Origin of the sequence: Edaphosphingomonas laterariae (genome assembly GCF_900188165.1) — a bacterium.
Lineage (GTDB): Bacteria > Pseudomonadota > Alphaproteobacteria > Sphingomonadales > Sphingomonadaceae > Sphingomonas_E > Sphingomonas_E laterariae.
Window position 1 is genome coordinate 1 of the sequence record NZ_FZOS01000023.1, and the last position, 12,803, is coordinate 12,803.

General features: G+C 63.8%; 13 protein-coding genes. 5 read left to right on the forward strand and 8 right to left on the reverse strand.

Annotated elements, in window-relative coordinates; translation table 11 throughout:
* Window positions 1-135: 135 nt before the first annotated feature.
* The 8 genes from CHB74_RS16100 to CHB74_RS16135 form a co-directional block, all read right to left on the reverse strand.
* The gene (locus CHB74_RS16100; protein WP_089220666.1) at window positions 136-1,791 is read right to left on the reverse strand and encodes an ATP-binding protein; all 1,656 of its coding nucleotides are present in this window, start codon (window positions 1,789-1,791) and stop codon (window positions 136-138) included.
* Window positions 1,792-1,875: 84 nt separating this feature from the next.
* Entirely contained in the window at window positions 1,876-2,229 is a 354-nt protein-coding gene (locus CHB74_RS16105; protein WP_020818778.1) for a DUF3768 domain-containing protein, read from the reverse strand.
* Window positions 2,226-3,203, reverse strand: coding sequence for a hypothetical protein (locus tag CHB74_RS16110; protein WP_037485697.1), 978 nt, complete (start codon window positions 3,201-3,203; stop codon window positions 2,226-2,228). Before CHB74_RS16110 ends, CHB74_RS16105 begins: the two co-directional genes overlap by 4 nt.
* Before the next feature lie 412 nt (window positions 3,204-3,615).
* A complete protein-coding gene (gene arsH, locus CHB74_RS16115; protein WP_021223100.1) occupies window positions 3,616-4,398 on the reverse strand; it encodes an arsenical resistance protein ArsH in 783 nt (260 codons plus the stop codon).
* On the reverse strand, window positions 4,395-5,468 hold the full coding sequence (arsB, locus tag CHB74_RS16120; protein WP_025160954.1) for an ACR3 family arsenite efflux transporter: 1,074 nt from the start codon (window positions 5,466-5,468) through the stop codon (window positions 4,395-4,397). Before arsB ends, arsH begins: the two co-directional genes overlap by 4 nt.
* 13 nt (window positions 5,469-5,481) lie before the next feature.
* Entirely contained in the window at window positions 5,482-5,928 is a 447-nt protein-coding gene (gene arsC / locus CHB74_RS16125) for an arsenate reductase (glutaredoxin) (RefSeq protein ID WP_089220667.1), read from the reverse strand.
* On the reverse strand, window positions 5,925-6,461 hold the full coding sequence (locus CHB74_RS16130; protein WP_020819443.1) for an arsenate reductase ArsC: 537 nt from the start codon (window positions 6,459-6,461) through the stop codon (window positions 5,925-5,927). The genes arsC and CHB74_RS16130 overlap by 4 nt, the downstream gene beginning before the upstream one ends.
* A gap of 10 nt (window positions 6,462-6,471) precedes the next feature.
* Window positions 6,472-6,816: an ArsR/SmtB family transcription factor gene (locus CHB74_RS16135; RefSeq protein ID WP_025160953.1), complete on the reverse strand. Its 345-nt coding sequence runs from the start codon at window positions 6,814-6,816 to the stop codon at window positions 6,472-6,474.
* Window positions 6,817-7,047: 231 nt separating this feature from the next.
* Between CHB74_RS16135 and CHB74_RS16140 the strand changes: the two genes are divergently transcribed.
* The 5 genes from CHB74_RS16140 to CHB74_RS16160 are packed head-to-tail and all read left to right on the forward strand — an operon-like array spanning window position 7,048 to window position 12,743.
* On the forward strand, window positions 7,048-7,656 hold the full coding sequence (locus CHB74_RS16140; protein WP_020819441.1) for a TetR/AcrR family transcriptional regulator: 609 nt from the start codon (window positions 7,048-7,050) through the stop codon (window positions 7,654-7,656).
* Window positions 7,653-8,684 (forward strand): secretion protein HlyD, encoded by a 1,032-nt coding sequence (gene hlyD / locus CHB74_RS16145; protein ID WP_020819440.1) that lies wholly within the window; start codon window positions 7,653-7,655, stop codon window positions 8,682-8,684. Before CHB74_RS16140 ends, hlyD begins: the two co-directional genes overlap by 4 nt.
* A gap of 1 nt (window position 8,685) precedes the next feature.
* A complete protein-coding gene (locus CHB74_RS16150) occupies window positions 8,686-10,458 on the forward strand; it encodes an ATP-binding cassette domain-containing protein (protein WP_020819439.1) in 1,773 nt (590 codons plus the stop codon).
* Complete coding sequence (locus CHB74_RS16155) at window positions 10,455-11,612, forward strand: ABC transporter permease (protein WP_021223102.1); 1,158 nt, start codon at window positions 10,455-10,457, stop codon at window positions 11,610-11,612. Before CHB74_RS16150 ends, CHB74_RS16155 begins: the two co-directional genes overlap by 4 nt.
* Before the next feature lie 6 nt (window positions 11,613-11,618).
* Window positions 11,619-12,743: an ABC transporter permease gene (locus tag CHB74_RS16160; protein WP_020819437.1), complete on the forward strand. Its 1,125-nt coding sequence runs from the start codon at window positions 11,619-11,621 to the stop codon at window positions 12,741-12,743.
* Window positions 12,744-12,803 lie beyond the last annotated feature (60 nt).

Genomic DNA, 12,803 nt, shown 5'->3' on the forward strand with positions numbered 1-12,803 from the left:
CGCGCAAGCGCCATAGCCGAGGCCCGCGTCCGCGGCCTCGGGACGATCCGGTCGATCCATGGATCGATCCGAACAGCCCCCGCCTGGTCCCGGCCTGATCAACCCCACCCCCGACGCCAATCGTCGGGCAGCAGATCAGCTGCTCGCCGAAACCCGCTCAATCCGTAGATCCATGGCCTCGCGTCCGATAACGGCGACGAACCGGGAGCCTTCCGGAACGAACCATTGGGTCCGGTAGGCGAGGACGGCGCGCAGGCGCTCGAGCAGGGCCGCTTCATCGCCCAGAAGGAGACGGGTCGCCATTTCCTGCGCATCGAGCAGGAAACGATCGTGCTGCGTATCCCAGCTATCAGCCTCGCGATCGTCGCTGGCGCAAAAGCAGGCGCCGTCGAGCAGATCGACCAGTTCGGCAGGCGTGACGGCCGTGGGTGCCGCCAGGAGAATATTAGCCTCCTCAAAGCTCCAGAAGAGGCCATCGTCATATTCGATGGCGACAGGCGCCGGTATATGAAGCGTTTCAGGGGCGGGGCCAGAAATCGTCAGCACGAGATCCAGTCGCTCGACCGTGCCGCTGTCGATACCGGGAAGGTCCGACCCACCGAGCACAAGCGTCTCGCCCCCCTTGTCGATCTCGAAGCGGAGATCAGTGATCCGGGGAAGCCGGTCATACCAGCCATAGCCCACCATCGCCTCGTCGGATTCGGCGAGCCGTCCCTCATAGCGGCCGTCCTTCGAGAGCGCGAATGCAGCGCACTGCTCGAGCGGCGGCCCGAAATCATCGATCAGGACGAGATCGTCCGTCGAGGTCAGGTGCTGGTGCCCGGACCCGCTGTTGTAGTCGGCGACCGCCGGCGTCCATGAGAAAAGCTCACCCCGTGCCTCGGGAAGCTGAACATCGAGATCGGCCGCCTCTCGCCAGTCCGCGAAGGCCAGACGATGACTGCCGAGCGCCTGGATATGCCGGTAGATGGCGAGGCGGATCGCCGCGCGCAGGCTCTGCAGCGCGCCATTCTCGACCATCTCCTTGCGGGCTGGGAGTACGAGCTGCAATTCCGGAGCATCGACGATGTCGATCTTGGCCGCCCAGTGGCGATCCTTTTCCGCGACCGTTGGAAGGAGCGACGCGACAGTCACGCCATGGAAGTTGATGCTCGGGCTGAAATGCCGGTGAAGATAGTTGCGATAGATGCCGATGCGGACGCCGTCCTGCTCGATGATCGTCTCTGCGCCCTTCAGCCAGTCCTCGCGGAGTAGATCCTGGCCGTCGAGCCGAACCGGAAGCGGGCAATAACGCGCGGCGCTTTGTGCAATAGTCTCGAGTGACTTGAGCCATTGCGCGTCAATCGGCACCCGGATCTCGGTTCCGAACGGGTGGGTGCAGGGCGCAACGGCGATGGGCGCGCCGGACTCCCAATCGCCTGAAGCGATGCGGATCGACCAGCCCTCGCCAGTCGAGCGCGGGCAGGAGCGAATCTCGACATCGCGACCGGCAAGGCTGAACACGCCCATGCCGGCAGGATCCTCCCGCCGCGCGATCTCGTCACCCCAACCCGACCGACCGAGGGCGAGAATGACCGATGGATCCTCGATCCCGGCGCCATCGTCGGCAATGGCGAGAAACGCAGTCCCATCGGCGTCGATGACCTTGAGGTCGACCGCGCTCGCACCCGCCCGGCGTGCGTTTTGGATAAGCTCGGAGAGAATATCGCCAAGCGTGTTATTGAAGAGGCGGGTGACTCTGGTGACGGCGGCAGGATCGACCTGGCTGTTGATCGTGGCGGGAAGGGACATCTGGGGCTCCTCGACAAGTGGAAATTCTCCACCTGCAGTCCCCCTCCCCTTTTCCCGGACCGCCGAAGGGCGCGATCGAAGCCCTCAATAATCCTCGGCGAGCATGATCGTGAGCACGCGCCGCGTGAGCGATGCGTCCGCTGGATCTTCCGATCCGAATTCGAGGGCGGGATCATAATAGTCGATCTTGAAGAAGATGCGTTCGCCCCGAAGATCAAAGGCGCCGAAGTCTCGTTCCGGGCCGTCGCCGGGGCCAAAGTCATACCGGCGGACGGCGGCGAGGAGTTCAGCCTGGGCAATGATTTCACGAACCGCGTCTTCTTCGCCTGCGAGACGAGCGAGGCAGGCGCGGGTCACGACAAGGCGAGCGGTCGGATCGAAACCCTGGCGGCAACGGTCGTTCAAACGGGCGATCTGTTCTGTAACGGAGATGGTCATGCTGCCTCCTTCAGGCCGGCGTTGAACTGCTCGAGCCACTCCGCCATGGCCGGACGGTCGGGGAGCGGGACATGGGCCGCCACATCCTGGAACCGGATGAGGTCGGCAGGCGCGTCGTGGATGATCGCGTCGATGTCGGCGGCCGGCAGCAACTCTTCGGCGCGGATGAAATCGGTCATGCGCCCGGGCCGCGTGCGCGTCGAGCGGCGCCACAGGCCTTCGACGGTCCTGAGACGCGGGGCCGCTCTCGCCTCGACCAGCACGATGAGGCGCAGACACCAGGACGGAAGGGCGCGAACTTCGTCCGGCTTCATCGCCCCGCAGATGAAGCAGCTCGATTTTGGCGGGACGGGAAGCTGAGCGGCTTCGATCCGGGCGATGCAGGCCGCGCGATCCCAGCCCCATTCGCGCAGTGGGTAGCGGCATTCGAAAAGATCGCTCGTGATGGTCGAGGCATGGGTATAGCGCCGCGTGTCAGCCGGCGATGCGTCGTAGCCGATAAGGCGAACGACCTTCTGGCCGCGCGCCCAGGCGTCCTTGGCCGGTTCCCACTGCTTGAGAAAGGCGTCCTGCGGGGCGACCTTCCATTTGAGCGAGCACGAATGGCGCCCCAGCGAAATGCTCGGCAAGGTGGCGTTCGTCAGAACGTTGGACAGCAGATCGAAATAGGGCGGCCAATGCTTGAAACGGCGCGGTGTGTAGCGCACCGTCACATAGGGAATTCCTCGCGCCGCCATCCAGGCGGCGATCATCTTCTGATAGGCATAAGTTTCCGGCTTCTCGACGCCAGGATCCCCGGTGATCACGAGGTCAGGCGGCGTGCCCCGGCTTTCAAGTTCGAGAAGAAGCGCGGTGCTGTCGACACCGATGCCATAGGCCAGGACGACGGGCTGCGGCGCATCGACGCGAATATAATCGAGCAGGCGCGCGGGAGCGGAGCCGGCCTCGGCCGGGATTGAGGTGAGATCGCACATGGGGATATCCAAATGGGCTTGAGCAGAGCTTTGGCTCGATCACTCCTTCCCACTCCCCTCTCATCTGGACGGCTCCGGCATCGATCCACGTCCATGAGATATTGTTGCGCGCCGTTGGCCGCGGCAGCCTGATTTCGCTATTGGCACCGCCGGCGCACAACAGGCGTCATCGGCGGCGTTTTGCGGAAAAGTGCGCTCAGCCTCGAACCATTCCCATAATCCGTCGCATCGCCGCTGATGTAGAAAGCCGCCCACGCCCCATCCTGGGCACCGGCGATCCAGCTCCTTTCGGACTCGGCATAGCAGCAAGCCGTCACGCCCTCGTCCAGACCCGGTCAGTCGAAGGCACTCAAACGGCCATAAATGTCTGCCAGTTCGTTCTGGATACCGAGACGCGCGGGGCCATTGGGCATCATGCCTTCTGTCGTGGCGGAACCAGAGTCCCATCGATCGAGGCGAGGATTTCCGCCGGAGCAATGACCGGTCGATCCGTTTCGACCCGCTCCGAATAGCGATCGACCAGTTGATCGACATGCGGGCGGAGCAGGACAGTGAAACGCACCAGTTCCTCCATCACGTCGACGATCCGGTCGTAATAGCTCGACGGCTTCATCCGCCCGGCCTCGTCGAACTCGGTGAAGGCTTTGGCGACGCTCGACTGGTTGGGGATGGTGAACATCCGCATCCAGCGGCCGAGGACGCGCAAGCTGTTCACGCTGTTGAACGATTGTGAACCTGCGGAGACCTGCATGACGGCAAGGGCGCGACCCTGCGTCGGGCGCATGCCCTTCAAAGCCAGCGGCAGGTGATCGATCTGCGATTTCATGATCCCGGTGATCTGGCCGTGCCGTTCCGGGCTGCACCAGACCTGGCCCTCGGACCAGAGCGCATGCGCCCGCAGTTCGTGAACCGCCGGATGATCGTCATCCTGGACCTGATCGGGCATCGGCAAATCGGAGGGATCGAAAATCCGCGTTTCGCAGCCGAAGAACTGGAGCAGACGCGCCGCCTCTTCCACCACAAGCCGCGAATAGGACCGTTCGCGCAAGGATCCGTAGAGCAGCAGGATGCGCGGCGGCGGATTGAGATCCCCCAGGCCCAGGGCTGGACGCCGATGAACATAGTCAGGCTTGAGCGCTGGAAGACGGTCGGGATCGGCAAGCGTCCGCAATCGGCTGTGGTTCGTCTCGTTCATGCCCGGACCTCCGCCGGCACGCTGTCGGGGAACCAGCGCCGCCCGAACCAGAAGGCGGCGTTGACCAGCAGGATCAGCACCGGAACCTCGACCAGCGGCCCGATCACCGCAGCGAAGGCGACCGGGGAAGCCAGTCCAAAGGCGGCGATGGCGACCGCAATCGCCAGTTCGAAATTGTTGCCCGCGGCCGTGAACGCCACCGCCGTCGTGCGCGGATAGTCGCTCTCGATCAGCTTGCCCATGAAGAAGCTGATGCTGAATTGAACCACGAAGTAGATGGTGAGCGGGATGGCGATCCGCAGTATGTCACCCGGCAGTGTCACGATCTCATTGCCCTTGAGGCTGAACATGGCGACGATGGTGAACAGCAGCGCGACGAGCGTGATCGGGCCGATCCTGGGCAGAAAGCAGGTTTCATACCATTCATTCCCCCTAGCCTTGACCAGCCATTTGCGGGAGAGAAATCCAGCCAGAAAGGGAATGCCGAGATAGATCAGCACCGCCTCGGCGATGGTCCAGAAGCTGACATTGATAACGCTGCCCTCCAGCCCGAGCAGCGGCGGCAAAAAGGCGAGGAAGAACCAGGCGTAAACGCTGAAGAACAGGATCTGGAAGATTGAATTGAACGCGACCAGCGCAGCCACATACTGGTTGTCGCCCTTGGCGAGATGGTTCCAGACGATGACCATGGCAATGCAACGGGCGAGGCCGATAAGGATCAGGCCTGTCATATATTCCGGCTTGTCGCTGAGGAAGATGACGGCGAGCGCAAACATCAGCACCGGGCCGATGATCCAGTTCTGGATCAACGAGATCGCCAGCACCCGCTTGTCTTCGAACACGCGCGGCAGTTCCTCATAGCGCACCCGCGCGAGCGGCGGATACATCATCAGGATCAGGCCGATGGCGATGGGCAGGTTGGTGGTCCCCCAGGACAGGCTGTCGATCGCCCTTGGCAATCCTTCGAAGGTCGATCCCAGACCCACGCCGAGCGCCATGGCGAGGAAAATCCACAAGGTGAGATACCGATCGAGAAACGACAGGCGTTCACGCCTGGGCTGTGCGGTCATCTTGATCCCTCGTTCAACCGGTGACACGCCTGCCGGCGGCATCGATCACCTGTTCGCCGTCTTCCTTGGCGAAGGCGCTGCGCTGGTCAGCCGGTAGGAGGTCGAGGACCTCCTCGGACGGACGGCAAAGCTTCACGCCCAGCGGCGAGACGACCAGCGGCCGATTGATGAGGATCGGATGTTCCATCATCGCATCGATCAACTGCGCATCAGTGAGATCCGGATTGTCGAGTCCCAGTTCGGCAAAGGGCGTGCCCTTCTCGCGCAGCAGGGCGCGCGGGGTGACGCTGGCGCGGACGATGAGGCTTGCCAGCAAGGCACGCGAAGGCGGAGTCTTGAGGTACTCGATGACATGCGGTTCGATGCTGGCATTGCGGATCATGGCCAGCGCATTGCGCGAGGTTCCGCATTCAGGATTGTGGTAGATGACGATGTCGACAGGCGTCTCCGGGTGGGTCATTCGCATGCTCCTGCCCTGACGCTGGCGCCCTCGCTCTGGCCGATTTCCCTGAGTTTGCGCCGCATCGCCATCTCGTCGAGGCTGGCGAGCGGGAGCGCGAGGAACAGCGAAATACGGTTCTGCAAGTAGCGCAGGGCCTGCATGAAGGCCTCGCGCTGATCATCGCCTTCGACGGCGGCCGGATCCTCGATGCCCCAGTGCGCCGTCATCGGATGGCCGATCCACACGGGACATGTTTCGCCTGCGGCGTTATCGCAGACGGTGAAGATGAAATCGAATTGCGGCGCGTCCGGCACGGCGAACTCGTCCCAGCTTTTCGAACGCATGCCCGCTGTGTCGAACCCAAGCCCGTTCAAAACCGAGAGCGCCATCGGATGGACTTCGCCCCTGGGCTGGCTGCCGGCGCTCCAGGCGCGGAAACGCCCTTCCCCCAGCTTGTTCATGATGGCTTCGCCCAAGATCGAGCGGGCGCTGTTACCGGTGCACAGGAAGAGCACGTTGTAGGTCTTGCCGGGGCCGATCGTGTCGGACATGGGAGTAACCTCAGGCCTTGCAGTCGAGCTCGCCGAACAGATCGGCGCACATTTCAGGGACGCCCTGGCAGCAGTCCTCCATCAGGAAGGCCAGCAGCCGGCGCATCCCCTCATAATCGGCGCGATAGTGGATGAGCCGGCTTTCCCGCTCGGACTCCACGAGTCCCGCCCGTTCAAGAATACCCAGATGATGCGACATGGTGGACGGAGGCACATTGGCGGCCTGCGCGATGGCGCCGGCGATCAGTCCATCGGGCCCTGCCTTCACCAACATACGAAAGACAGACAGGCGCGTGTCATGCGCCAGCGCGCCAAGCGCCTCGACGGCCGAGTCCTGCGGATTGAACTCCTTCATGGTCGATTCCATCCTTCCAAACTCATCGAATAATAGTAGGCGCCTGCGCGGTCAATCTACATTTCGAGAAGTATAGAATCATATACCACTATGGAGATGGCCGATGGTCTGAGTGACCATGATGCACTCATGCGGATGGGCCGACAGCCTCGATCCAGGCGGAACCATCTTGCGCCAGACGCTCATGACAGATAGATAGTAATAGATTACTATCTTTTGAAGGCGCAAGCTATGAACGGGCGGTCCAGACATCTTCCCGCTGACGAGCGACGGGCGGCGACCGTGGAGGCGGTGGTCGGCCTGGCCGCGGAACAGAACCCGAGCGACATCACCACGACGGCCATCGCCCAGCGGATGGGTCTGACCCAGGGCGCGCTCTTCCGCCACTTCCCGACCAAGGACGCCATCCTGCAGGCGGTCATGTCCTGGGTGACCGAGCGCTTGCTCGGCCGCGTGGACAAGGCGGTCGAGGAAGCCGCCTCTCCGGCTGCCGCGCTTGAAGCGGTTTTCATGACGCATATCGATTTCGTGTCTGATCACCCGGGTGTACCGCGAATGCTGTTCGGGGAGTTGCAGCGACCGGGCGAGACGCTTCCCAAGCGCATGGCCCAGACCCTGATCCGCCATTATGGCGAACGGCTGCATACCCTGCTCGACGCCGGAAAGGCACGGGGCGAACTGCATGCGGACCTCGATCCGGAAGCCGCGGCCACCCTGTTCATCGGCACGGTCCAGGGCCTGGTCATGCAATCCATGCTGGCGGACGATGTGACCCGCATCCGCAGCGATGCGCCCGGCGTGTTCGCCATCTATCTGCGCGGCGTCGGAGCATCATCATGAAGAACATCCGCCTGTCCGGCACGACAAAGCGGATCCTGATCATTGCGGCCGTCATCGTGATCATCGGTGCTGGATGGCTGTGGATGCAGCGGGGCAGCCGCGACGGCGACGCCCTCAATCTGTACGGCAATGTCGACATCCGGGAGGTGCAATTGGCCTTCCGCCAGTCCGGCCGCGTCGCGCAGATGCTGTTCGATGAAGGCGATCATGTCGAGCCGGGCGCACATATGGCGACTCTCGACGCGCAGCCGTTCGAGGAAGCGCTCGCGGCCGCCGACGCCGCCGTAGCGGCCGCACAGGCAGACCTCGACAAACTGCGCCGCGGGCTGCGGCCGCAGGAGATTGCGCAGGCGCAGGAGGCCCTCAATCAGGCCCTGGCCGTCGCCAGGGACACGGAGCGTAATTTTGATCGGCAGAGCCAGTTGCTCGCGTCGGGAGCCGCCAGTCAAAAGACGGTCGATGCCGCGCGCACTGCGCGCGATCAGGCCGCCGCCAGTGTCAAGGCGGCCCGGGCCGCGCATTCGCAAGCCGCCGAAGGCTTCCGCAAGGAAGACATCGCGGCGGGGCAAGCGCGCCTCGCCGCCGCACAGGCAGCACGGGCTCAAGCCGCCACCGCGCTCGCCGACACGGTTCTGCTTGCACCCGGCACCGGCACGATCATCGCACGGGTGCGCGAACCCGGCAGCATGGCTGTCAGCCAAAGCCCGGTCTATAGCCTCAGCCTTGATGCTCCGGTTTATGTGCGGGCTTATGTCGGCGAACCGGATCTGGGGCGTATCGCGCCCGGAATGCGGGTGCGCGTTCGCAGCGATTCCTCCGACAAACTCTATCAAGGCCAGATCGGGTTCATTTCGCCTCGCGCCGAGTTCACGCCCAAAACGGTAGAAACGACCGATCTGCGCACGGATCTGGTCTATCGTCTGCGGATCGTGGTCACCAATGCCGATGCCGCGCTGCGTCAGGGCATGCCGGTAACGATCGAGGTCGTAGTCGGACAAACCTCCGGCGCGCGCGCCAAAGGCCGCTGACGTGCCGCCCGCCACCGCGCCACAGGAGCAAAATGGCGATGTCGCGGTCGTCATCGACAGGTTGAGCAAGCATTTCGGCAGTGCGCCTGCGTTACAGGATCTCAGCGCGCAGATAAGCTATGGCCGACTGACCGGGCTGGTCGGGCCGGACGGCGCGGGCAAGACCACCTTGATGCGTATCCTGACAGGACTGCTGGTGCCGAACAGCGGCCACGCCAGGGTAGCGGGCTTCGATGTGGTGGACGACAATGACGCCATCCATGTCGCGACCGGCTACATGCCGCAACGCTTTGGCCTCTACGAAGACCTGTCGGTCATGGAGAATATGCGGCTCTATGCGCAGTTGCGCGGTATGGCCGCCGATGGACACGCCGACCTGTTCGCCCAACTGCTCGACTTCACACGTCTTGCCCCCTTTACCGGACGCCTGGCGGGCAAGCTCTCCGGCGGCATGAAGCAGAAGCTGGGTCTCGCCTGCGCATTGATGGCCCGGCCTGCTGTCCTGCTGCTCGATGAACCGGGTGTCGGTGTCGATCCGGTCAGCCGTCAGGATCTGTGGCGCATGGTGCAGGCGCTGACCGACGAAGGGATGGCCGTAGTCTGGTCGACCGCCTATCTCGACGAAGCCGAACGCTGCGACAGCGTGCTGCTGCTCAACGAAGGGCGGCTCGCCTATGACGGACCGCCCGGAGAGCTGACCGCGCGCCTTACAAGCCGGAGCTTTCGGCTGGAACAGGTCGGCGAGCGGCGGCGGGCCGTGCTAGCCGAAGTGCTCAGCCTGGACAGTGTCGGCGACGGGGTGATCCAGGGCGCCGGCGTCCGCGTGGTGCTGCGCGCCGATGCGGGAACCGAGCAAATTAGCGCGCTCGCCGATCGGGTCGGCGCACAACTGAAAGCGGTGCCTGCCCGCTTCGAGGATGCTTTCATTGATCTTCTGGGCGGCGGTCCGGGCGGCACATCGGCGCTTGCCGAAGGGATGCCGCCGGTCGAACTGGCTTCAGACGTTGCCGTCTCCTGCCGCGATCTGACCAAGCGTTTCGGCGATTTCACCGCCACCGACATGGTGAGCTTCGAGGTCCGCAAGGGCGAGATATTCGGTCTGCTCGGGCCGAACGGCGCCGGCAAATCGACCACCTTCAAGATGCTGTGCGGCCTGCTCAAACCCACCAGCGGCGAAGCGCAGGTGGTGGGGCTGGACCTGCGCCGGGCGACCGGTGCTGCCAAAGGCCAGCTTGGCTATATGGCGCAGAAATTCTCGCTCTATGGTTTGCTGTCCGTGCGGCAGAACCTGGAGTTCTCCGCGGGCGTCTATGGCCTGAAAGGCGCCGCGCGGCAGGCGCGGATCGACGAGATGATCGACATCTTCGGGCTGCAACCCTGGCTGTCGGCGGCGCCGGAGTCCCTGCCGCTCGGGGTCAGGCAACGTCTGGCGCTGGCCTGCGCGGTGATGCACCGCCCGCCCGTGCTGTTCCTGGATGAACCGACTTCGGGCGTCGATCCCATCACGCGCCGCGAATTCTGGACCCATATCAACGGCCTTGCCCGCAAGGGGGTGACGGTGATGGTCACCACCCATTTCATGGACGAGGCGGAATATTGCGACCGGGTGGCGATGCTCTATCGCGCCCGGCTGATCGCGCTCGACACGCCGGACGCCCTCAAACGCAGCGCGGTAAGCGATCTCCGTCCGGACCCGACCATGGAAGACGCCTTCATTCATCTGGTCGAAGCCGAGGACCGCGCTGACGAAGCCCGCAGCGGAGTTGCCGCATGAACGGCGCGGGCGGATCGCGAACGGACCTTCAAGCCATGCGCCGCTTCGATCCGAAGCGCCTTTGGGCGCTGGTGTTCAAGGAAAGCCTGCAGGCGATGCGCGACCCGTCCACGCTGCTGATCGCCTTCGCCCTTCCGGTCGTGCTGCTGCTGCTGTTTTCCTATGCGGTATCACTCGATGTGCGCGCGGTGCGCATCGGCGTCGTGCAGGAATCCGAATCTGCTTCGGCGCAATCGCTGGCCGCCGCCTTCGCCGGCACCCGTTATCTGGACGTCACCTTCGCCCATGACCGGCGCGAAGTCGCCGACCAGGTCGTCTCGGGCGATTTGCGCGGATTTGTGGTGATCCCGCAGGATTTCGAGCAGCGCCTGGCCGATCGCGGCACGCGGCCTCTGGTGCAGATCATCGCCGACGGTTCGCAGCCCAATACCGCCAACTATGTCACCAACTATGCGCAGGGCGTGGTGCAGACCTGGCGGGGCGGGCTTGATGGCGAGACGCCACGCGCAGCCGTCACGATGGAGCCGCGCTACTGGTTCAACGCCGAACTGGAAAGCCGCCGCGCGCTGGTGCCCGGCGCGATCGCCATCGTCATGACCATCATCGGCACCATGCTGACCGCGCTGGTGGTGGCGCGCGAATGGGAGCGCGGCACGATGGAAGCGGTGCTCTCCACGCCCGCATCGGTCGCGGAGATCCTGATCGGCAAGCTCCTGCCCTATTTTGCGCTCGGCATGCTGGCCACGCTCGGTGCGACCGCGCTGGCGGTCTTCGTGTTCGGCGTGCCGCTGCGCGGATCGCTGGCGGCGCTCCTGCTGCTTTCGGCCACCTTCATGGTGCCGGCGCTGGGCCAAGGGCTGCTGATTTCGTCTGTCACCCGCAACCAGTTCCTGGCCGCGCAGATCGCCTTGTTCTCCGGTTTTCTGCCGGCCTTCATGCTGTCGGGCTTTCTCTATGAGATCGACGCGATGCCCGCGCCGATCCGGGCCATCACCTGGGCGATACCGGCGCGCTATTTCGTCTCTTCGCTAAAAACCGTCTTTCTGGCCGGCGACATCTGGGCCGTCTTCGTGCCGAACCTGCTGGCGATGGGCGCCATCGGCGTCCTGTTTTTCCTCCTGGCCAAGCGCGCCACGCGCAAGAATCTGGAGTGACGAGCCATGACGCGGCACAATGGCTATCTCTCTTTCACCCGGCTGCGAGCCCAGTTCGTCAAGGAAGTGCTGAGCATCCTGCGCGATCCGCGCAGCCGCATGGTGGTGTTCATGCCGCCGCTGCTGCAACTGCTGGTGTTCGCCTTCGCCGCGACGCTCGAAGTGCGCAACGTCGATATTGCCGTGCATAATCAGGATGCGGGCCGCTGGTCGCATGAACTGATCGCGCGGCTCGATCGGGCCGACTTCATTACCCAGGTCTATCGCGTGACCGACGGTCAGGAACTGGGACGCCTGATCGACCAGGGCAAGGTGATCGCGGCGCTCGACATCCAGCCGGACTTTTCGCGCGCAATCGCTGCCGGAGACAGCGGCCGTATCCAGCTGTTGATCGACGGCCGGCGCAGCAATTCGGGACAGATCACCGCCAGTTATCTCTCCGCCATCGCCGCCGAAGTCGGCGCGGAGGCCAACCCCGGCACAGGTCCTGCGACGCCAGTGGCGGTACGCAACTGGTTCAATCCCAATCTGACGTATCGCTGGTTCATCGTCCCGGGCCTCTCCGGCATCCTGGCGTTCTTCAGCGCACTGCTCATAACCTCGCTGTCGATCGCCCGTGAACGCGAACTGGGAACCTTCGACCAGTTGCTGGTCTCACCAACCTCCACGCCGGAAATCATCCTGTCCAAATCCTTGCCGGCGCTGGTCATCGGCACCATGCTCGGACTTCTGATGATGGCCGCGGCCGCGGGACCGTTCCGGATTCCGTTCAACGGGTCGTTCGCGCTGCTGTTTGTCAGCCTGGTCCTGTTCATCCTGTCGGTGGTGGGCATCGGTCTGATGATTTCGGCGATCAGCGCGACCCAGCAACAGGCCATCCTGGGCGCCTTCGCCATCGGCGTGCCATCCGTCCTGATGTCGGGATTTGCCACGCCGGTCGAGAACATGCCCATGCTGCTGCAATGGCTGGCGCAGGCGATTCCACTCACCCATTTCCTGGTCATCGTCGAGGGCAGCTTTCTCAAAGCCATGGCGCCGGGCGACATATTTGCCAGCCTCTGGCCATTGGCGATGATCGCCCTGGTGTCGCTCACCATGGCCACCATCTTCGTTCGAGGACGCCTGCAATGAGATCGCCCCGCCACAGTCATGCGCCGTCATTGTCTGATACGGGCGGACGTTCCCCGCGAT

Excerpts from the sequence above, each read along its gene's own strand:
- arsB (WP_025160954.1), bottom strand. The coding sequence starts at position 5,468 with ATGACCGCACAGCCCAGGCGTGAACGCCTGTCGTTTCTCGATCGGTAT.
- CHB74_RS16135 (WP_025160953.1), bottom strand. The coding sequence starts at position 6,816 with ATGAAGGAGTTCAATCCGCAGGACTCGGCCGTCGAGGCGCTTGGCGCG.
- CHB74_RS16130 (WP_020819443.1), bottom strand. The coding sequence starts at position 6,461 with ATGTCCGACACGATCGGCCCCGGCAAGACCTACAACGTGCTCTTCCTG.
- CHB74_RS16105 (WP_020818778.1), bottom strand. The coding sequence starts at position 2,229 with ATGACCATCTCCGTTACAGAACAGATCGCCCGTTTGAACGACCGTTGC.
- arsH (WP_021223100.1), bottom strand. The coding sequence starts at position 4,398 with ATGAACGAGACGAACCACAGCCGATTGCGGACGCTTGCCGATCCCGAC.
- CHB74_RS16100 (WP_089220666.1), bottom strand. The coding sequence starts at position 1,791 with ATGTCCCTTCCCGCCACGATCAACAGCCAGGTCGATCCTGCCGCCGTC.
- CHB74_RS16140 (WP_020819441.1), top strand. The coding sequence starts at position 7,048 with ATGAACGGGCGGTCCAGACATCTTCCCGCTGACGAGCGACGGGCGGCG.
- hlyD (WP_020819440.1), top strand. The coding sequence starts at position 7,653 with ATGAAGAACATCCGCCTGTCCGGCACGACAAAGCGGATCCTGATCATT.
- arsC (WP_089220667.1), bottom strand. The coding sequence starts at position 5,928 with ATGACCCACCCGGAGACGCCTGTCGACATCGTCATCTACCACAATCCT.
- CHB74_RS16160 (WP_020819437.1), top strand. The coding sequence starts at position 11,619 with ATGACGCGGCACAATGGCTATCTCTCTTTCACCCGGCTGCGAGCCCAG.
- CHB74_RS16110 (WP_037485697.1), bottom strand. The coding sequence starts at position 3,203 with ATGTGCGATCTCACCTCAATCCCGGCCGAGGCCGGCTCCGCTCCCGCG.
- CHB74_RS16155 (WP_021223102.1), top strand. The coding sequence starts at position 10,455 with ATGAACGGCGCGGGCGGATCGCGAACGGACCTTCAAGCCATGCGCCGC.